Source organism: Photobacterium alginatilyticum (assembly GCF_009910675.1).
GTDB lineage: Bacteria > Pseudomonadota > Gammaproteobacteria > Enterobacterales > Vibrionaceae > Photobacterium > Photobacterium alginatilyticum.
In genome coordinates, this window is record NZ_RSEJ01000038.1 from 29,542 (window position 1) to 47,509 (window position 17,968).

General features: G+C 48.6%; 19 protein-coding genes and 1 pseudogene. 11 read left to right on the top strand and 9 right to left on the bottom strand.

Annotation, left to right across the window (positions count from 1 at the left end; all coding sequences use genetic code 11):
• The first annotated feature begins 297 nt into the window (after positions 1–297).
• The 6 genes from napF to EIZ48_RS25480 all read left to right on the top strand — a co-directional run bounded on the left by napF (position 298) and on the right by EIZ48_RS25480 (position 4,883).
• Positions 298–789, top strand: a complete 492-nt coding sequence (gene napF, locus EIZ48_RS25455) for a ferredoxin-type protein NapF (protein ID WP_160657908.1) — start codon at positions 298–300, stop codon at positions 787–789.
• A gap of 3 nt (positions 790–792) precedes the next feature.
• On the top strand, positions 793–1,065 hold the full coding sequence (locus EIZ48_RS25460) for a chaperone NapD (protein WP_075763840.1): 273 nt from the start codon (positions 793–795) through the stop codon (positions 1,063–1,065).
• Complete coding sequence (gene napA, locus EIZ48_RS25465) at positions 1,062–3,548, top strand: periplasmic nitrate reductase subunit alpha (protein WP_160657910.1); 2,487 nt, start codon at positions 1,062–1,064, stop codon at positions 3,546–3,548. Before EIZ48_RS25460 ends, napA begins: the two co-directional genes overlap by 4 nt.
• Before the next feature lie 90 nt (positions 3,549–3,638).
• Positions 3,639–4,103: a nitrate reductase cytochrome c-type subunit gene (locus EIZ48_RS25470; protein WP_075763845.1), complete on the top strand. Its 465-nt coding sequence runs from the start codon at positions 3,639–3,641 to the stop codon at positions 4,101–4,103.
• A gap of 30 nt (positions 4,104–4,133) precedes the next feature.
• Positions 4,134–4,709 (top strand): NapC/NirT family cytochrome c, encoded by a 576-nt coding sequence (locus EIZ48_RS25475; protein ID WP_075763847.1) that lies wholly within the window; start codon positions 4,134–4,136, stop codon positions 4,707–4,709.
• A 39-nt stretch (positions 4,710–4,748) separates the two neighbouring features.
• Positions 4,749–4,883 carry a TIGR02808 family protein gene (locus EIZ48_RS25480; RefSeq protein ID WP_075763849.1) on the top strand — a complete coding sequence of 45 codons (135 nt, stop codon included), beginning with the start codon at positions 4,749–4,751 and terminating at the stop codon, positions 4,881–4,883.
• 48 nt (positions 4,884–4,931) lie between these two features.
• On the opposite strand, the gene EIZ48_RS25485 is transcribed toward EIZ48_RS25480, so the two are convergent.
• The 3 genes from EIZ48_RS25485 to EIZ48_RS25495 all read right to left on the bottom strand — a co-directional run bounded on the left by EIZ48_RS25485 (position 4,932) and on the right by EIZ48_RS25495 (position 6,079).
• Positions 4,932–5,135 (bottom strand): hypothetical protein, encoded by a 204-nt coding sequence (locus EIZ48_RS25485; protein ID WP_160657912.1) that lies wholly within the window; start codon positions 5,133–5,135, stop codon positions 4,932–4,934.
• 95 nt (positions 5,136–5,230) lie between these two features.
• Positions 5,231–5,677: a DUF1499 domain-containing protein gene (locus EIZ48_RS25490; protein WP_160657914.1), complete on the bottom strand. Its 447-nt coding sequence runs from the start codon at positions 5,675–5,677 to the stop codon at positions 5,231–5,233.
• Positions 5,678–5,740: 63 nt separating this feature from the next.
• The gene (locus EIZ48_RS25495) at positions 5,741–6,079 is read right to left on the bottom strand and encodes a DUF2956 domain-containing protein (RefSeq protein WP_160657916.1); all 339 of its coding nucleotides are present in this window, start codon (positions 6,077–6,079) and stop codon (positions 5,741–5,743) included.
• A gap of 468 nt (positions 6,080–6,547) precedes the next feature.
• Here EIZ48_RS25495 and EIZ48_RS25500 point away from each other — a divergent pair, with 468 nt between their 5' ends.
• Together EIZ48_RS25500 and EIZ48_RS25505 are read left to right on the top strand one after the other, a co-directional pair.
• A complete protein-coding gene (locus tag EIZ48_RS25500; RefSeq protein ID WP_160657918.1) occupies positions 6,548–7,009 on the top strand; it encodes a DUF2919 domain-containing protein in 462 nt (153 codons plus the stop codon).
• A 5-nt stretch (positions 7,010–7,014) separates the two neighbouring features.
• Positions 7,015–7,419, top strand: a complete 405-nt coding sequence (locus EIZ48_RS25505) for a hypothetical protein (RefSeq protein ID WP_160657920.1) — start codon at positions 7,015–7,017, stop codon at positions 7,417–7,419.
• A 19-nt stretch (positions 7,420–7,438) separates the two neighbouring features.
• On the opposite strand, the gene EIZ48_RS25510 is transcribed toward EIZ48_RS25505, so the two are convergent.
• Positions 7,439–9,028, bottom strand: coding sequence for an ABC transporter substrate-binding protein (locus EIZ48_RS25510; RefSeq protein WP_160657921.1), 1,590 nt, complete (start codon positions 9,026–9,028; stop codon positions 7,439–7,441).
• 167 nt (positions 9,029–9,195) lie between these two features.
• On the opposite strand from EIZ48_RS25510, the gene EIZ48_RS25515 reads away from it, so the two are divergent.
• Positions 9,196–10,092 carry a Dyp-type peroxidase gene (locus EIZ48_RS25515; RefSeq protein ID WP_160657923.1) on the top strand — a complete coding sequence of 299 codons (897 nt, stop codon included), beginning with the start codon at positions 9,196–9,198 and terminating at the stop codon, positions 10,090–10,092.
• A gap of 104 nt (positions 10,093–10,196) precedes the next feature.
• On the opposite strand, the gene crr is transcribed toward EIZ48_RS25515, so the two are convergent.
• The 5 genes from crr to cysZ form a co-directional block, all read right to left on the bottom strand.
• Positions 10,197–10,706, bottom strand: a complete 510-nt coding sequence (crr, locus tag EIZ48_RS25520) for a PTS glucose transporter subunit IIA (RefSeq protein WP_075763865.1) — start codon at positions 10,704–10,706, stop codon at positions 10,197–10,199.
• A 40-nt stretch (positions 10,707–10,746) separates the two neighbouring features.
• Complete coding sequence (ptsI, locus tag EIZ48_RS25525) at positions 10,747–12,474, bottom strand: phosphoenolpyruvate-protein phosphotransferase PtsI (protein ID WP_160657925.1); 1,728 nt, start codon at positions 12,472–12,474, stop codon at positions 10,747–10,749.
• Positions 12,475–12,529: 55 nt separating this feature from the next.
• Positions 12,530–12,787: an HPr family phosphocarrier protein gene (locus EIZ48_RS25530; RefSeq protein ID WP_075763869.1), complete on the bottom strand. Its 258-nt coding sequence runs from the start codon at positions 12,785–12,787 to the stop codon at positions 12,530–12,532.
• Between the two features lie 316 nt (positions 12,788–13,103).
• On the bottom strand, positions 13,104–14,072 hold the full coding sequence (cysK, locus tag EIZ48_RS25535; RefSeq protein ID WP_160657928.1) for a cysteine synthase A: 969 nt from the start codon (positions 14,070–14,072) through the stop codon (positions 13,104–13,106).
• A gap of 230 nt (positions 14,073–14,302) precedes the next feature.
• Positions 14,303–15,064, bottom strand: coding sequence for a sulfate transporter CysZ (gene cysZ, locus EIZ48_RS25540; protein ID WP_160657930.1), 762 nt, complete (start codon positions 15,062–15,064; stop codon positions 14,303–14,305).
• A gap of 402 nt (positions 15,065–15,466) precedes the next feature.
• On the opposite strand from cysZ, the gene zipA reads away from it, so the two are divergent.
• Together zipA and ligA are read left to right on the top strand one after the other, a co-directional pair.
• Positions 15,467–16,603: a cell division protein ZipA gene (gene zipA, locus EIZ48_RS25545; RefSeq protein ID WP_160657932.1), complete on the top strand. Its 1,137-nt coding sequence runs from the start codon at positions 15,467–15,469 to the stop codon at positions 16,601–16,603.
• Between the two features lie 68 nt (positions 16,604–16,671).
• Positions 16,672–17,859, top strand: a pseudogene (gene ligA, locus EIZ48_RS25550) (NAD-dependent DNA ligase LigA); the annotation flags it as partial.
• Positions 17,860–17,968: the final 109 nt, after the last annotated feature.

A 17,968-nucleotide genomic window follows, 5' to 3' on the forward strand; every position in this document is an offset into this window, starting at 1 on the left:
TTTATTACCAATGACAGCTGACTGTAAATCAATTGGTTAGGTTGTTTATTGAACTATAGTTGTAATGGTCGTAGTAAATATTGTGAGGGTTGTCATTTCTGTTTCTTGATCCAAGACAATTTTACCCCCTATTTAGCCCTAACTAGGTATTTAAGCATTTCTTACGGGATTTACACTTGCTGTGTAAAAAGATGACGACTTGTGAACAGTTTTTGAGGGGTTAAGACTGTTTGTCGGCGTCGAAGAACAACCCGTAATGTGTATTTTATTCATATTACTTCACGAAAGGTAAAGCGAATGTTTGATCGTTCCCGCCGAAATTTACTTTCTCGGCGTCGCACACCTGCATTACAGCGAATGCCATGGGTTGTTGACGAAGATACATTTGTGGATAGCTGTACTCGCTGCAATAAATGTATCAGCGCATGCGAAACACAGATTATTGTCAAAGGCGACGGCGGGTTTCCTACCGTCGACTTTACACGCGGTGAATGTACGTTCTGTACCCGGTGTGCCGATGCATGTCCCGAGCCATTGTTCCACCCTACAACGGAACAACCCTGGGGTCTCAGGGCGCAAATTACTCCCGATTGTCTGGCCCAACACAAAATTGAATGCAGAAGCTGCGGTGATGTGTGCGAGGTACAGGCCATTCGATTCAAGCTCCAGGCCGGCGGCGTGGCTATACCGGAACTTGATACGGATGTGTGTAATGGGTGCGGTGCCTGTCTGCCGGTCTGTCCGGCGTCAGCCATCAGTATGTTCACAAAAGAACGAGAAGAGAAATAGCTTATGGCGCAAGAAGAAGTACATATTTCGAGCTTGGTGGTTCACGTCAAGCCTGAATACCTGGAAGTCGTAAAAGCTCAAATACTTGAATTGCCAAACACCGAAATTCACGGCGAAAGCGAAGAGGGAAAAGTCATCGTAGTTCTGGAAACCGCCAACCAGGGATACGTGACGGATACCATCGATAAGATCAATAACTTAGAACATGTATTAACAACTTTTTTAGTGTATCACCAAATTGAACACTTTGATTCGCAATCTGAGGATGATTCATGAAAATGACAAGACGTGCGTTTGTTAAGGCAAACGCCGCTGCTTCGGCAGCAGCTGTAGCTGGTATTACGTTGCCAGCATCAGCAACTAACTTAATCGTTAGTTCTGATGAAACCAAAATCAAATGGGACAAAGCGCCTTGTCGTTTTTGTGGTACAGGTTGTTCGGTACTGGTTGGTACCCAGAACGGTCGTGTCGTCGCTACCCAGGGTGATCCTGAAGCGCCGGTCAACAAGGGTCTGAACTGTATCAAGGGCTACTTCCTGTCGAAGATCATGTACGGTAAAGACCGTCTGCAGACGCCGATGCTGCGAATGAAGAACGGCAAGTTCGACAAAGACGGTGATTTCCAGCCAGTTTCATGGGATCAGGCATTCGATGTGATGGCTGACAAATGGAAAGCGGCACTGAAAAAGCATGGCCCGTCAGGTGTAGGTATGTTCGGTTCAGGCCAGTGGACGGTAATGGAAGGTTACGCCGCTGCCAAAATGATGAAAGCCGGTTTCCGTTCAAACAACATTGACCCGAATGCCCGTCACTGTATGGCCTCTGCTGTTGGTGCCTTTATGCGTACCTTCGGTATCGATGAGCCGATGGGTTGTTACGATGATTTCGAGCATGCCGATGCGTTCGTGCTTTGGGGCTCGAATATGGCCGAAATGCACCCGGTACTGTGGACGCGTTTGACTGACCGCCGTTTAAGCCATCCTCATGTTAAAGTAAACGTGCTGTCCACTTACTACCACCGTTCGTTCGAACTGGCAGACAACGGCATGATCTTCGAGCCGCAGAGTGACCTTGCGATTGCCAACTTCATTGCCAACTACATCATTCAGAATGATGCCGTGAACTGGGATTTCGTTAACAAGCACACTCACTTCAAGCGTGCGACGACCGATATCGGCTACGGCCTGCGTGACGAGCACCCGCTGCAGCAGAAAGCCAAGAACGCCAACTCTGGCAAGCTGCACCCAATGACGTTCGATGAGTACAAAGCCTCTGTTGCCGAGTACACCGTTGAAAAAGCCTCTGAAATGTCAGGTGTTTCAAAAGAGAAGCTGCTGGAAATGGCCAAGCAGTATGCCGATCCTAATGTCAAGGTGATGTCACTATGGACCATGGGTATGAACCAGCACACCCGTGGTGTCTGGATGAACAGCCTGGTTTATAACATTCACCTGCTGACCGGCAAGATCTCCAAACCGGGTTGTGGCCCATTCTCGTTGACAGGCCAGCCATCGGCATGTGGTACGGCGCGTGAAGTGGGTACGTTTGCTCACCGTCTGCCAGCTGACATGGTAGTAAAAAATCCTAAGCACCGTGCTTACGCCGAGAAAATCTGGAAGCTGCCTGAAGGCACCATTCCGCCAAAACCGGGTTACCACGCAGTGCTGCAGGACCGTATGCTGAAAGACGGCAAGATGAACGCGTACTGGGTGATGTGTAACAACAACATGCAGGCTGGTCCGAATATTAATGAAGAGCGTCTGCCGGGCTACCGTAATCCGGAAAACTTCATTGTGTGTTCTGATCCGTACCCAACGGCAACGGCCCAGGCGGCTGATTTGATCCTGCCGACAGCAATGTGGGTAGAGAAAGAAGGTGCCTACGGTAACGCCGAGCGTCGTACTCAGGCTTGGTACCAGCAGGTTGAAGCACAGGGTGATTCGAAATCTGACCTGTGGCAGCTGATGGAGTTCTCCAAGCGCTTCACGATTGAAGAAGTGTGGGGTGAAGAGCTGCTGGCCAAAGCACCACAGTACCGTGGCAAAACCATGTATGAAGTGCTGTTCCGCAATGGTCAGGTCGACAAGTTCCCGCTGTCCGAAGCACAGGAACTAAACGATGATGCCAAAGCACAAGGTTACTATCTGCAGAAAGGCCTGTTTGAAGAGTACGCAGCCTTCGGCCGCGATCATGGGCACGATTTGGCACCGTATGATGTATACCACGAGGTGCGTGGTCTGCGCTGGCCGGTTGTCGATGGCAAGGAAACCAAGTGGCGTTTTGTCGAAGGTTCTGACCCGTATGTACCTGCCGGCGAAGGCTACCGTTTCTACGGTAAGCCAGACGGCAAGGCAAATATTATCTTTGCCCCGTTTGAGCCTGCACCGGAAGTGCCGGACAAAGAATACGACATGTGGCTATGTACGGGCCGAGTGCTGGAGCACTGGCACACCGGTACGATGACCCGCCGTGTTCCTGAATTGTATAAAGCAGCGCCTGATGCCGTGTGTTATATCCACCCGGATGATGCCCAGGCTCGCGGTCTGCGTCGTGGCGACGAAGTACTGCTGCAAAACCGTCGTGGTGAAGTTCGTTGTCGAGTAGAGACCCGAGGTCGAAACCGTCCGCCTGTTGGCCTGGTATTCGTACCTTTCTTCGATGCTCGTATTTTGATTAACAAGCTGATTTTGGATGCCACGGATCCGCTGTCTAAGCAGACCGACTTCAAGAAGTGTCCAATCAAGATCACCAAAATATAAATAATCGAATGAAATCAGCGTGATTGCCCGTGACAGGTTCATGGGTAGTCACTCTCTTGACTCGAATTTAGCCATTAGGCGGAGAATACAATGAAACGACTAGTTTTAGCGGTCATGGCTGTAGGTATGTTGGTAGCCGGCGCCGTTCAGAGTGCAGAAGAACTTCATAACCCGGGCGGTATTGGCGGAGTGGAATCTCTGCGCGGTGCCAGTGAGCTCGAAGCGACCCGTGCTGCTGATGCGATGAAACGCTTCCCGCGCGATCAGGGTACGATTGATAGCGACTATGTTTATCAGCCACCGCTGGTACCGCACACCATTCGTAACTACGAAGTATCACTGAATGCGAACAAGTGTCTGGCTTGTCACAGCTGGAAAAATGCCAATGAAATGGGGGCGACCAAGATCAGTGTGACCCACTATCAGACTCGTGAAGGGCAGGTGCTATCAGATGTGTCGCCTCGCCGTTACTTCTGTCTTCAGTGCCATGTGCCTCAGGCTGATGCCAAGCCACTTGTTGAAAATGAATTCCAACGTGTTGATGCGTTGCGCTAGTTATAGCCATTAATTAAAGAGAGGCTATAGATGAATATATTAAAAGCATTTTGGCGCAGGTTAACATCACCGAGCAAGGTGGCAGTTGGTCTGGTCCTGTTCATGGGCTTTATGGGCGGTCTACTGTTCTGGGGTGCATTCAACACCGGGATGGAAGCGACTAATACCGAAGAGTTTTGTTCGGGCTGTCACGCGCCGATTGTCAAAGAAATTCGTGAGACGGTGCACTTTGCCAACCGTTCTGGCGTTCGTGCAATCTGTTCTGACTGTCACGTACCACACAACTGGACCGATAAGATTGTTCGCAAGGTACAGGCTTCAAAAGAGCTGGTGGCATTTGCGATGGGGACCATTAGTACCGAAGAGAAGTTCAAGGAGCGCCGGGGCTATCTGGCGAACCGAGAATGGCACCGGATGAAAGAAAATGATTCTCAGGAATGCCGTAACTGTCATAACTTTGAATACATGGACTTTTCGGAGCAGGGGCCTCGTAGTGTGAAACAACACTCGACGGCACTGGCTTCAGGTGAAAAGACGTGTGTAGATTGTCATAAAGGGATTGCGCACAAGCTTCCTGACATGAAAGATGTTGAAGGCTGGCAGTAAGGCCTGATTATCCGGCAATAATAGAAAGGTAGGTATACGATGAGTGCATTAGAATCGCTTATCTGGCACACGCTGGGTTATGCCGCAATGCCAGTGATCATCCTGGCGGGATTTGCAGCAGTTGCTGCAGTGTCTGTAGGGATTCTGGCTTTAGGTAAAGATAAGAACGCTTAAGTCAGTGCTAACTAACTGAAAAGCCATGTCGAAGGACATGGCTTTTTATTACCCGCGCGTTGGGGGGGATGTCCGTCTGACCAGGCCAATAAGCATCATACCCATCCAAACCAGATACAGCGGTAACCATTCAACCAGAAAGTGCCAGAGAAGAGAGTCGCTATATTCCAGCAGCCAGATATCAATCAGGTGTAAGGTGACCATGCTAATTGAGCCTAGAAAGCTAAATACCAGAAACGATGGCCTATCCATGAGATCTCCTTCAGAGTAATATTTCTAATATAGATCTAAATGATAACCATTATCAAGTGCGAGTTGTGATTAATTGCCCGGTATATTACTTGGGTCTAGTTTTTTAGGTACTTTGCGTCTGCCAGTCGGGTCCGAAATAGATCAGCCCGTTCGCGGTTGACACCGAAATCGGAATAGCCGGTGCGGGACTCTGAGCGAACAATAAGCTCTTCACCGTTTAGCCTGACTTCGAAATCATCGACAAAACCAAAGATTTTGCTGCGGCATTCTACCCGGATGTAGTGCTCGCGTTGTTCTCCCAGGCTAGCGCCGGGAAGAGACAGTGCAATATGCTGGATAGCTTCCCAGTTATTCTGCCCTTGTCGGTTAAGCCTGAACACGGACAGATTGAAATCAGGCCGAGTCTCGATGGTCGATACGCAGTTTGGCTTTTCCCCGCAGGGCTCAAGACTCCGGTCTGAGAATACCAGCGCCTCATTGCCGGCATTAGAGCATCCGGCGAGCATTAAGCTTGGTAATAATAAGAGTAGTGACTTAGTCATCTTGCAGTCCTTTGTCTGAGGCGTGTACCGCCGACTAGCGGAAGTTATCAGTATTCCTTGGGTTTATCGCATTAAGTAAGCGGCGAAGCCTCCCCATGAGAGAACAAGCAGCACCCAAGGTAGCCAATGCTGTTTATAGACAACCTGGGATTCGACAGTCGTCGTTACTTCTTGCTCTGGCTGGGCCTGTTTGCTTTTCACTTGTTTTTTGCGCAGTTTATCTCTTTCCCGGGCTTTTGCCTTCTGTTGCTTTTTATACTGCTCAATACCCTTTTGGATCCCCTGGGCGATAAGTTTGGTCTGCTCTTTGGTCTGACCGGGTTTTTGCGTGGCGCGGGCAATCTTCAGTGCCTCGGCCTGCGTTTCCGGCGACGGTGCTGCTTGCTGTGTGGTTTTGCTCATAGTCGTTCCGTAGAGGGGCTGATAATCAGTCGGTTATAAGTGATTATACCTTGCTAGTGTGGGGTTGAAAGAGCCGGAGAAATATAAAAAAATATTAATAATGTAGGAATATTTCAACATGTGAATAACGTGGTGTTTTTTCTGTAATAATGTATTTACACCCATAAGAGGTTGATAATTATATATTTGATAAGGCTTTTTATAGTTCTCATCCTCATCCTAATACCTTAGGGGTAGTGTCATAAAGTGTAGGAAACGACGACTTTTATTACCAAAATCGTGATCTTGGCTACAAGATGAACAATTGATAAGTGCGTTAAAGCACAGAATTAAACACTGTAGGGTTGTGATTGGGGCGAGATGAATTATCGTGTCTGCATAATATTATGACGTGCTACTTTGTTGATGGTTGAAATCAATCGACTGAGCCTCCATTGCATATAAATAACAGGCGAATGGGGAAACAGTTTGCTCTATCCGATTGATGCATATGACAAGCACGGTTTGTTAAAACCTTCAGCTATGCTCTGGCTGACACTGGCATTTAGCGCCAAGGCGTGGGTCGTGTTTATTATGGCAGGTGCTAGCCGGGAGCAAGGGGCGCAAATCCTTGAGGTTTTATATCCGTTGCGGGAGAACTTATATTTCGCAATGGCAACAGGGTTACCGGCATTACTGCTAATGTGGTTAACCGGACAACGATACAAAAATAAAAAACTAATAAATAGACTATGGCAGTACGGTAAGACCATCTTGCTCGCTGCCTACATGACAGATTGTGCTTTGCAAGTGTATCAACTTTCTCTTAGTGATGGTGCTTTCAGCTGGACCCAGGCAGTCAACTTATTACTGACACTGTGGTTAGGCGCTTATATAGCTCGGAGCACCCGGGTCAGGAATACATTTGCGGATAAGCCCTTGGAGAGGTAAAGCAAATGAATGATTGGAGCAAAGGCCTGGTGCTTTTCAGCGCCTTCTTGAGCCCTTTGGCGATGGCTGACTGGCTATTGGATGTGAACTTTGAATTCTCAACCGCTGGCAATACGCAAACAGTGAATACCTCATTGTCTTTGTTGCCTGGCGAAGAAACCGTCTTTTTTGGCACAACGGATGAAAGCAGTGCTCCGCGTGAATTAGTGGGCAGTGCCGAGTTGCTCGAAGTCTCGGCTGACGAAGTCAAGATAGCCTTTAAGGTGCAGGAGCGACTCGATGACGGTGCTTGGCGGACGCTGATCTCGCCGACGTTGTCTACTGGTTTGAATTCACCGGCATCGTTTGAAACGGTTGACGGTGATGCCGACGAACAGGTTAAGCTTCAGGTAGAAGTCACATCGGTTTGACGGCTGCTGGCTGTTTGAACTACACAGTTTCAAAGCGCTCCTTCTGGGAGCGTCTTTTATTTTGGTACATAATATTGTCTGCGCGGGACAGGAAGTAGTCGGGGGTATCACCCTGGCGGTAGAAGGTGATGCCTACGCTGGCACCGATTTGGATTTTGTGGGGGCCAACGGTAAATATTTTGCGGGCAACCGATGAAATCTCTTTCACCAGCTCTCTGGCATCGCTCTCGGAAGTCGTATTGAGCAAAATCACAAACTCATCACCCGCGAGCCGGGCAAAAAAGCTTTGCTCGTCAGTGAGCAAAGCGCCAATTCGAAAACAAAACTGCTGCAGCACCCGGTCGCCGGCATGATGCCCGTAGGTATCATTGACCCGCTTGAAATCATCAAGATCGATGAATAACAGGGCCGGGTTGGCTTGCCGCGGTTTGATCCCGTTGACGACGCGATGTAGCTCTTCGATCAGGGCATAACGGTTGGCGATGCCGGTCAGGGTATCTTTTCTGGCCATCTCCTCGGCTTTCTTTTCTGCCTCTATCCGCCGAGAAATTTCCAGTTTGAGTTGGCGGTTGACATAAGAGAAGTACCCGGTTGCCAGTGATGTGACGAACAGCAGCAGTGCTCCCAGCTGTATCCACAGTTTAATGTCTTGCCAGGTAAGTTCAGTTCGGAGTGGATAGAGGAAGTGGCTGTCTATGGTGGTGCTGGGGATGATATTGAGCCTGGCCAGCTCGTCGGCGATAGTTTGCCAGCGGTTGGGGTTCATATGGCCAATTTCGATCAGCTCGGGCATGATCAGCTGTGCTGCCGTTTCCAGCTCGTAAGCCAGGTTTGCCCGGGATTTCTGAGGGTGGTATTGCTGCTCTATAACATCGAGGGTCTCCTCAAGATGGGTGAGCGCATAATACCAGCCCTGCAGGCTGGCGTTGAGAAAGCGCTCAACGGTTTCGGGGTTGCTGTCGGCAAAGTCCTGGTGGGTAAAGATCACATCGCTATAAAAATTAACCCCGTATTCAGCTGGGCTGAATATCAGTGCTTGTTCACCATGTTCCTGCAAATAGAACGGTTCGTTGGTGAGGTAGCCGTTAAATACGTCAACCTGATCGTTGAGTAAATCATCGATATTGGCGGAAGTTGTTACCTGTTCAAGATCAGACAGCGCGATGTTATTGCGAGATAGTAGTACAATTAGCTCTGCATCCTCGGTTCCCGAGAACATCATCACTCGTTTACCGACTAAATCATGAATAGTTTGAATATCACGGTTGGCTTTGGCGACGAGAACTGACGGGGAGTTCTGGAAAATGGCCGCAAGCGCTGTGAGAGGAAAGCCGTGACCGTAGGCGACGAGCACCTCGGTATTGCCGACACCAAAATCCGCTTTTTTCTCTAGCACTTCCTTGATAGGGACTTTGTTGTTGCCGCCAGCTTTAATGGATACATCCAGCCCGGCATCGTGATAGAAGCCTTTTTCTTTTGCCATATAAAACCCGGCAAACTGTGCCTGATGCAACCAGCGCAATTGCAGTGAGACACTTTCGAGTGCCGCTGCAGGCATCGCCAGTATCATCAGGTATATGGAGATAAGCAGAGATAGAATCTTTTTCACAATATGCAACTGCTGGTTTATTTGTCCGGAGCCAATTTTGGTGAACTAACGTGGTGAAGTAAAGAGGGGATGTGATTTATTGAGAGCAATGACCACGATCAATTTCGGGCTATAGAAGCGCGATAAAATCAAATGTTTTTTGAATATTGGCTAATTAGGAGAATAATATGGCTATCGCACAACCTGCAATCTTGCCGGAAGCCGGCCCTTTTGCCCTGTATGTCGTTATGAAGATTGTAGGAGATAAGCGAGCGGTTATTCAGCAGTGTCAGAGCCTTCACCAGAGACTGGCAACGTTGAATGAACAGCAGGCAGACGCAAACTTGCGTGCAAGTGTCGCTTTTGGCAAATCCTTCTGGCAATCCCTCGATAAGGGAACTCCTGCTGAGTTTGACGATTTTCGTCCCTTGGGTGAGGGTGAGGTAACGGCTCCGGCGACCGGGGGCGATCTTCTTCTGCATGTGAATTCCAGCCGCCATGACTTGAATTTCTATGTACTGCGCCAGTTTTTGCAGCCGATTGCTGGCGATGTCGAAGTGCTTGATGAGACCTATGGTTACAAGTACCTGGATTCCCGTGACATGACTGACTTTATTGATGGCACGGAAAACCCGAAAACCCTGGAGTCGCGCAGTGATGTTGCACTGATCAAAGAGGGTGATTTTGCCGGCGGTAGCTTTGTGATGGTCCAGCGCTTTGTCCACAATCTACCGGCGTGGCACCGTCTTGGCGTCGAGGCTCAGGAAAAGGTGATTGGCCGTACCAAGCCTGACTCCATTGAGCTGGACGATGTACCGGCCAACTCTCACGTCGGTCGTGTCGACATCAAGGAAGAGGGCAAGGGTCTGAAGATTGTACGTCACAGCCTGCCGTATGGTACGGTGACCGGTGATCACGGTCTGTTGTTTATTGCCTATTGCCACACTCAGCACAACTTTAACGCGATGCTGGAGAGCATGTACGGCGAAACGGACGGTAAGACAGATACGATGCTACGGTTTACGAAAGCCGTGTCTGGTGCTTATTTCTTCGCCCCGTCGGCCGAGATGCTGGAAAGTTTGTAGAAGGGACGAGATCCTAGTTTCTAGGAACTATGAACGATTATCTAGGATTAACACATAAAAAAACGCAGCCCAAGGGCTGCGTTTTTTACAAAGACCAAATAGCCTTACTTTTTGATGCGTAGTACTGGAGTTTCACCCACAGTCGTTGCGCCAGAAAGTTTGTTCAGCTCTTTGATTTCGTCCATGTTAGAGATAACAACAGGAGTCAGAGTTGATTTCGCTTTCTCTTCTAGAAGAGCTAGGTCGAATTCGATGACTGTGTCGCCAGCTTTAACAGTTTGGCCTTCCTCGGCGATACGAGTGAATCCTTCACCTTTCAGTTCAACTGTGTCGATACCGAAGTGAACGAATAGTTCGATACCATCGTCGGACTCAATAGAGAAAGCGTGGTTAGTTTCAAAGATCTTGCCGATAGTACCGTTTACTGGTGCAACCATTTTGTTGCCAGCAGGTTTGATAGCGATACCATCACCAACGATTTTCTCTGCGAAAACAACATCTGGCACATCTTCGATGTTTACGATTTCACCAGAAAGTGGCGCAATAATCTCGATTGCACCAGCTTCGTTGTTGTCATCAGAAACCAGCTTCTTCAATTTGTCAAACAGACCCATATCGTTGCTCCTAAGCGTTGTTATTCTATCTGCAGCTATATTAGCAGATGGTCTTTTCTGCGATGAATTTTTCTACGTGTGCTTCGATTTCAGCTGCTGTTGGCATCGCAAGCGCTTGTTCTGCCATAGCTTTAACATCAGCAAAGTTAGCGTTTCGGATAACTTTCTTAATGCGTGGAATTGAAATCCCGCTCATGCTGAATTCGTCCAGCCCCATACCTAGTAGCAATAGGGTAGCACGTTCGTCACCAGCAAGCTCGCCACACATACCTGTCCACTTACCTTCTTTGTGAGAAGCATCAATTACTTGCTTAATCACATTCAGTACAGCGGGTGATAGCGGGTTATACAAGTGAGAAATCAGCTCATTACCACGGTCAACTGCAAGAGTATACTGGGTTAAGTCGTTAGTACCAATACTAAAGAAGGCAACTTCTTTGGCCAGGTGGTGAGCAATCGCTGCTGCAGCTGGTGTTTCAACCATTACACCGATTTCAATATTTTCATCGAATGCCAGGCCTTCAGCACGAAGCTCTGCTTTGTATTCTTCGATTGCCGCTTTCAGTTCACGAATTTCCTCAACAGAGATAATCATCGGGAACATGATGCGGATCTTGCCGTGAGCAGAGGCACGCAGGATACCGCGTAGCTGGTCACGTAGAATTTCACGGCGATCCAGGCTGATGCGAACGGCACGCCAGCCCAGGAATGGGTTCATTTCTTTTGGTAGATCCAGGTACGGCAGATCTTTGTCACCACCGATATCCATAGTACGGATGATCACTGGCTCGCCGTGCATGGCTTCGGCAACTTCTTTATATGCCTGGTACTGCTCTTCTTCAGTCGGAAGGGCATCGCGATCCATGAACAGGAATTCAGTACGGTACAGACCAACGCCTTCACCGCCGTTGCGGTTTATGCCGTCACAGTCTTTCACTGTGCCGATGTTGCCGCAGACTTCAACCTGCTTGCCGTCAAGCGTGATTGCCGGAAGATCTTTCAGTTTCGCCAGCTCTTCTTTCTCTGCAATATGCGCGTCACGGATCGCTTTGAATTTGGTTAGCTCTTCTTCGCTAGGATTGATAACAACCTGGTTGTTGATTGCATCAAGAATCAGCATGTCGCCGTTCTTCACCTGAGCGGTAATATCGTTGGTACCTACGATAGCAGGTAGCTCCAGAGAACGTGCCATGATAGAGGTGTGCGAAGTACGGCCACCGATATCAGTAATGAAGCCCAGTACGTAATCCAGGTTGATTTGCGCAGTTTCAGAAGGTGTCAGGTCGTTGGCAACCAGGATGACTTCTTCGTTGATAGCGCTTAGGTTAACGATGTTGATACCCAGTGCGTTTTTAACGAAACGGCTACCGATATCACGGATATCCGTCGCACGTTCTTTCAGGTACTCATCATCGAGAGATTCGAGTGTCGCAGCCTGCTCTTCGATCACAGAATGGATAGCCAGAGCGGCACAAGCATTGTTTTCTTTAATGAAGGCTATGATTTCTTCTTCAAGCTCTTCATCTTCCAGCAACATGATGTGGCCTTCAAAGATGGCTTCCTTCTCTTCACCGAAGGTTGCAAGTGCTTTTTCTTTGATTACTTCTAGTTGCTCAGAAGATTTTTTTCGAGCGTCGAAGAAACACTGAATTTCATTTTCGACTTGGTCTGCAGCGATTGGAGCTTTGTTGAGAACAATCTCTTCTTCCTGCAGCAGTAGTGCTTTACCAAACGCAATACCAGGAGATGCCAGGATACCTGAAATCATAGCCTTACCTTAAATTGACTAAAAACTAGGGGAAGTAGTAATAAACAACTGCAGATTAGTGCAGTGTGTCCATTAGTGCTACAAGGTGATCAACAGCTGCTTGTGCCTGAGCACCTTCTGCAGAGATTGTCACAACTGTGCCTTTAACCAGACCTAGAGTTTGTAGTTTGAACAGGCTCTTAGCGCTTGCGCTTTTACCGTTAGAAGTCACTGTGATGTCAGCATCGAAAGTTTTTGCTTCTTTTACGAACTGAGCTGCCGGACGAGTGTGTAGACCGTTTTCTGCAGTGATTTCAACTTGCTTCTGATACATTTTTTCACCCCGATGTAGATATAGTATTTATTTAATATTAACGTAACTGAAAGTAAGCTTAACGTGGATAACGTATGCTTGCTAACTGGGAGTATAAACTACCCAACAGTTCGGCGTTTTAGCTTAATCCAAGTCAATTTTTTGTGACATTATTGGTTTACAAGCCCCAAAAAGGTCGATTTTTTGACCTTTTATTTCGACGCTAAAAATAAAACGCAACGGATTTATATTAAAGCTAAGTTCAAAATGCAACAAAAAAGCCCCCTCAAGGGGGGCTTTTAGGCAGCAATTATCAATCTATCATTATAAAATGTGATCACTGTTGGGTTTCTTTATCCGTAAAGATACCTGCAAAGAGTGCTGTTGACAGGTAACGCTCACCTGAGCTTGGTAGCACTGCAACAATGTTTTTTTCTGCAAATTCCGGGCGCTCGGCGATGCGGTTGGCGGCCACAATGGCGGCACCTGAAGAAATACCGGCAAGAATGCCTTCTTCTTCCATCAGACGGCGAGCCATTTCAATGGCATCCTCGGAACTTACGCGTTCGACTTCGTCAATCAGAGCGAGATCCAGGTTGCCTGGAATGAAGCCGGCACCGATACCCTGAATCTTGTGCGGAGCCGGTTGTACCTCATCGCCGCTCAGCGTCTGGGTAATAACCGGAGACTCGGAAGGCTCTACTGCAACCGTCGTGATGGCCTTGCCTTTCTGCTGTTTGATGTAGCGGCTAACACCGGTAAGCGTACCACCGGTACCCACACCCGAAACAAAGACATCAATTTCACCATCAGTGGCATCCCATACTTCCGGACCTGTGGTCTTTTCATGGATTTCCGGGTTAGCCGGGTTGTTGAACTGCTGAAGCAGTAGGTACTTGGACGGATCAGAAGCAACAATCTCTTCTGCTTTTTCGATCGCACCTTTCATACCTTTCGGCGCTTCAGTCAGTACTAGGTTGGCACCCAGCGCCTTAAGCAGTTTGCGACGTTCCAGACTCATGCTCTCTGGCATGGTCAGAGTCAGCTTGTAGCCACGAGCTGATGCAACAAAAGCAAGGGCAATACCTGTATTACCGCTAGTTGGTTCAACTAGCTCTACACCTTCTTTTAAGAGGCCTTTCTTCTCGGCATCCCAAATCATGTTTGCGCCGATACGGCATTTTACGCTGAAGCTAGGGTTACGAGCCTCAATTTTAGCCAGAACGTTACCTTTACTTACACGGTTAAGACGAACTAGCGGGGTGTTTCCGATCGTTAGTGAATTATCTTCGTAAATCTTGCTCATGCTTGTCGTTCCTTCGTGACACGTTTCAACAAATGACAGATAAAGCATAAACCGTGATTGGCATTTGGAAAGTAATTAATTGTTATATCTTATTGTTATATAAGAGGGCGAGAATCAAGTTAATGGGAAGAGCGGGGAAAACAGGGGCTAATAAAATCAGGACTCTATAAAAAAGCGAAAGGTAAACACCTTTCGCCTTTCTCGGTTTTCGAACCTTGCTCTTCGAGCTATTAGTGAAGTTTGTATTGTGTGCGGTAGTTATCAACCCACATGGCGGTGGCACCGCAAACAGCAATAGGCATCACCACAAGGTTGAGCAGCGGTGTCATGGTAAAGAGCATGACCAGGCTACCAAAGCTGATGGATTTTCCGCGTTTTTCTTTCAGCGCGTCGCGCATCGTGGTGAACGGCACCTTGTGATTGTCAAACGGATAGTCGGCATACTGGATGCTCATCATCCAGGCGCTGAACAGGAACCATAATACCGGGCCGACAGTCTGGCCGATGGCGGGGATCCATAGCAGGATAAATAGGCCGATAGCTTTTGGTAGGTAGTATTTCAATTTGATCCATTCTCGGTTCATGATCCGTGGCAGATCTTTGAGAATATCTTTTAAACCGGCATCCGGGGCAGGCTCGCCGGTCAACTTGGCCTCGAGGTGTTCGGCCAGAAGTCCGTTGAATGGGGCGGCTATCCAGTTGGCAATGGTACTGAAAAAATAGGAGAAGGTGACTAAAGCGGCAACGGCAAGTAGTGGCCATAGCAAATAAGACAGCCAGTCGAGCCATTGCGGCAGATAGGCCATCCAACCGTTGATCCAGTCACTCAGTTGGCTCAACACAAAACTAAATGCGCTGCCGAATAGAATAATATTCACCAGCAGCGGCAAAATGACGAAGCGGCGGGTACCTGGTTGCATCGCTAGCGACATTCCCTTAAAGAAATACCCGGCCCCACTGGCAGGGTTTTGAATGGCTGGTGGTTGTTGCATCTTACTCTCCTTCATGAGCTTCTTTTTTCGGGGGATCGACTGACCGGGAAAAGAATAGTTGGTGCATGTTAACGGTGTGTGGTGCAAGGAATCAAATTTCCTTGCGGCCTGCCTAGGCGGTAAAGTGGAAAAATGCCATGGAACTGACTGTATTTTGCTCGATTTTGTGCTCAGCAGCACTATCTTGCACGAATCACGATAATCATCTTCTCTTTCTGAATTGAGATTTGGTACATTACTAGTAATTCCTTTAATTATCTGCCTTGTCGAAGCAAGATAATTAAAGGAATTGGTTTAGCGTGATCAGGTTAGTTAGTGTGACTTGTGTGTCCAGATTGGCTTGATGAAACATTGGTTGTCATTTGCCCCGTTATGGGTAACGAGTAAATTCAGAGTATTCATATGCAGGAATTGCGTCTGGTTCTTATTATTGTCGGCGCGCTAGCTATTGCAGCGTTACTGTTGCATGGCTTGTGGAGTAGTCGTAAGGAAAAACCCGCGAAGTTTGGTGAGAAGCCGTTGGGCAAGCTAGATGATGCTAGCAATGTTGATTCCGACGGGTTTGATCAAGATGGTGTCGGTAGCGTACGGGTTGTGAATAGTGAAGCACCAGAAAAGGCAAGCCGGAAAGAGCCGGAACTGCATTTTGGCGCTAAAATCGAAGCCGATCCGCTGATGGAGTCGACGACCAGTGACTTCTCGTCTGAACCCGCTCTAGACTTGCCCAAAATGTCGGCCAAGCCTGAGGTACAGCCTGCAGCGACAAGGCCGGAGGCTGATCACCGCCCGTTGACCGGAGAGCCTGAGTCACAGCCCGTGGAACCTGTCGTTGCTCCTCAGCCGGCAGTTAGCCCTGAGCCGGAGATTCTGCAGCCGCAGCCCGCTTCGCCGGTGCACGTTCAGGCGACGGCTGAACCAGAGCTACCTAAGCAGGCTTTGATCGACCCGGAAGAAATGACGGTTGTGCAGCCGAGTGAGCAACCTCTTCACGAGCAAACCGTTGATGAGATCGTCCCTCAAGAGCCAGAAGTGGCAGAGCCGACAGTTAATGTTGAGCCAGTTGTTGAAGAGCAAATCATTATTGAGCCAGAGCCAGAGCCAGAGCCAGAGCCAGAGCCAGAACTTAAGCCTGACTATCTGGTATTGAATATCCATGCCCGTAATGGTGATACCCTGCGCGGAACCAAGCTGTTTAACAGCCTGGAGCAAAACGATTTGTATTATGGCGAAAACTCGGTGTATCACCGCCATGCCGATGTTGCCGGTACCGGACCGATCATTTTCTCGGTAACCAACATGGTTCACCCGGCGCATTTCCCTGAAGGTGGTAGCGAGAGCTTTGAAACACCAGGAATAGCCTTTTACTTGATGCTGCCTTGCCCTGGCCGTCCGGATTATAACTTTAACCAGATGCTACAGACCGTTCAGCGTGTTGCTGACGAGTTAGGGGCTGATGTGCTTGATCATGAACGAGCGATGATCACCCCGCACCGCATTAATGAATATCGAGAGAAAGCCAAGCTTTATACTCGGGCTTAATACGGGTAATGAATAGAGATAATCAGGCCCCTTTCGAGGGGCCTGATTTTTATACGATAGGAAGAACAATGAGTCACGACATTCAGCAGCAACTGACAGAGTTGCGCGAACAACTTGCATATCATGGCTATCGCTATTATGTCGAAGATAACCCAGAAATCCCTGATGCCGAATATGACCGTTTGATGCAGCAGTTGCTGGCTCTGGAAGCTGAGCATCCTGAGCTGATGACAGTTGATTCTCCGAGCCAGCGTGTAGGCGGAGCGCCGTTGGATGGCTTTACCCAGGTAACCCATGAACTGCCGATGCTGTCGCTGGATAATGCGTTTAACGACGAAGATCTTCAGGCATTTGAAAAACGCATGCTGGATCGTCTGCTTTCTGCTCCGTCACTGAGCTATTGCTGTGAACCCAAGCTTGATGGCCTGGCGGTGAGCCTGATGTACCAAAACGGTGTCTTGGTACAGGCTGCCACGCGCGGTGACGGTACCACCGGCGAGAATATTACAGCCAATGTCCGAACTATTCGTTCTATCCCCCTAAAGCTTCAAGGTGATAACTGGCCAGCGCGCCTGGAAGTACGCGGCGAAGTGTTTATGCCGAAGAAAGGCTTTGACGATCTGAATGAAAGGGCATTAAAGAAAGGCGAGAAGACATTTGCCAATCCGAGAAATGCCGCAGCCGGTAGTTTGCGCCAGCTTGACTCGAAAATTACGGCTACTCGCCCGTTAAGCTTCTATGCCTACTCTGTCGGGGTTGTCGAAGGGGCTGAACTGGCCCCGAGCCAGTATGATCGTCTGGTGCAACTGAAAGGCTGGGGCCTGCCAATGTGTCCGGAGATCCAGCGGCTGGACAGCCTGAGCAAAGTCATTGCCTATTACCAGGCGATCGGCGAAAAGCGTCAGGCACTACCTTATGAGATAGATGGCGTGGTGATCAAGATTGACGATGTCGAGCTTCAGGAGCAATTAGGTTTTGTTGCCCGGGCTCCTCGCTGGGCCATTGCCTATAAGTTTCCTGCTCAGGAAGAAATGACCTTGCTGAACAATGTTGAGTTTCAGGTTGGCCGTACCGGCGCAATTACCCCGGTTGCCAAGCTGGAGCCAGTATTTGTCGGCGGTGTAACGGTGAGCAATGCAACGCTTCATAATGCTGATGAAGTTGAGCGCCTGGGTGTGATGGTTGGCGATACCGTGATAATCCGCCGTGCCGGTGATGTGGGTGTCACCTTAGTAAGTAACGTTTCAAGTAGAAAGATCTAATCAAAAAGCGTTACTTACTAAGAGGAACGAAACTTCCCTAGTTATCGTACAGAAGAGTATAATCTCTACAAAACATGAACGACTTACAGCGGTAGAAGAATGT

Coding starts and splice junctions, on each gene's coding strand:
- EIZ48_RS25490 (WP_160657914.1), bottom strand. CDS start 5,677: ATGACTAAGTCACTACTCTTATTATTACCAAGCTTAATGCTCGCCGGA.
- napF (WP_160657908.1), top strand. CDS start 298: ATGTTTGATCGTTCCCGCCGAAATTTACTTTCTCGGCGTCGCACACCT.
- EIZ48_RS25515 (WP_160657923.1), top strand. CDS start 9,196: ATGGCTATCGCACAACCTGCAATCTTGCCGGAAGCCGGCCCTTTTGCC.
- zipA (WP_160657932.1), top strand. CDS start 15,467: ATGCAGGAATTGCGTCTGGTTCTTATTATTGTCGGCGCGCTAGCTATT.
- EIZ48_RS25460 (WP_075763840.1), top strand. CDS start 793: ATGGCGCAAGAAGAAGTACATATTTCGAGCTTGGTGGTTCACGTCAAG.
- EIZ48_RS25475 (WP_075763847.1), top strand. CDS start 4,134: ATGAATATATTAAAAGCATTTTGGCGCAGGTTAACATCACCGAGCAAG.
- cysZ (WP_160657930.1), bottom strand. CDS start 15,064: ATGCAACAACCACCAGCCATTCAAAACCCTGCCAGTGGGGCCGGGTAT.
- EIZ48_RS25485 (WP_160657912.1), bottom strand. CDS start 5,135: ATGGATAGGCCATCGTTTCTGGTATTTAGCTTTCTAGGCTCAATTAGC.
- EIZ48_RS25470 (WP_075763845.1), top strand. CDS start 3,639: ATGAAACGACTAGTTTTAGCGGTCATGGCTGTAGGTATGTTGGTAGCC.
- EIZ48_RS25480 (WP_075763849.1), top strand. CDS start 4,749: ATGAGTGCATTAGAATCGCTTATCTGGCACACGCTGGGTTATGCCGCA.
- crr (WP_075763865.1), bottom strand. CDS start 10,706: ATGGGTCTGTTTGACAAATTGAAGAAGCTGGTTTCTGATGACAACAAC.
- EIZ48_RS25495 (WP_160657916.1), bottom strand. CDS start 6,079: ATGAGCAAAACCACACAGCAAGCAGCACCGTCGCCGGAAACGCAGGCC.
- EIZ48_RS25505 (WP_160657920.1), top strand. CDS start 7,015: ATGAATGATTGGAGCAAAGGCCTGGTGCTTTTCAGCGCCTTCTTGAGC.
- ptsI (WP_160657925.1), bottom strand. CDS start 12,474: ATGATTTCAGGTATCCTGGCATCTCCTGGTATTGCGTTTGGTAAAGCA.
- EIZ48_RS25530 (WP_075763869.1), bottom strand. CDS start 12,787: ATGTATCAGAAGCAAGTTGAAATCACTGCAGAAAACGGTCTACACACT.
- cysK (WP_160657928.1), bottom strand. CDS start 14,072: ATGAGCAAGATTTACGAAGATAATTCACTAACGATCGGAAACACCCCG.
- napA (WP_160657910.1), top strand. CDS start 1,062: ATGAAAATGACAAGACGTGCGTTTGTTAAGGCAAACGCCGCTGCTTCG.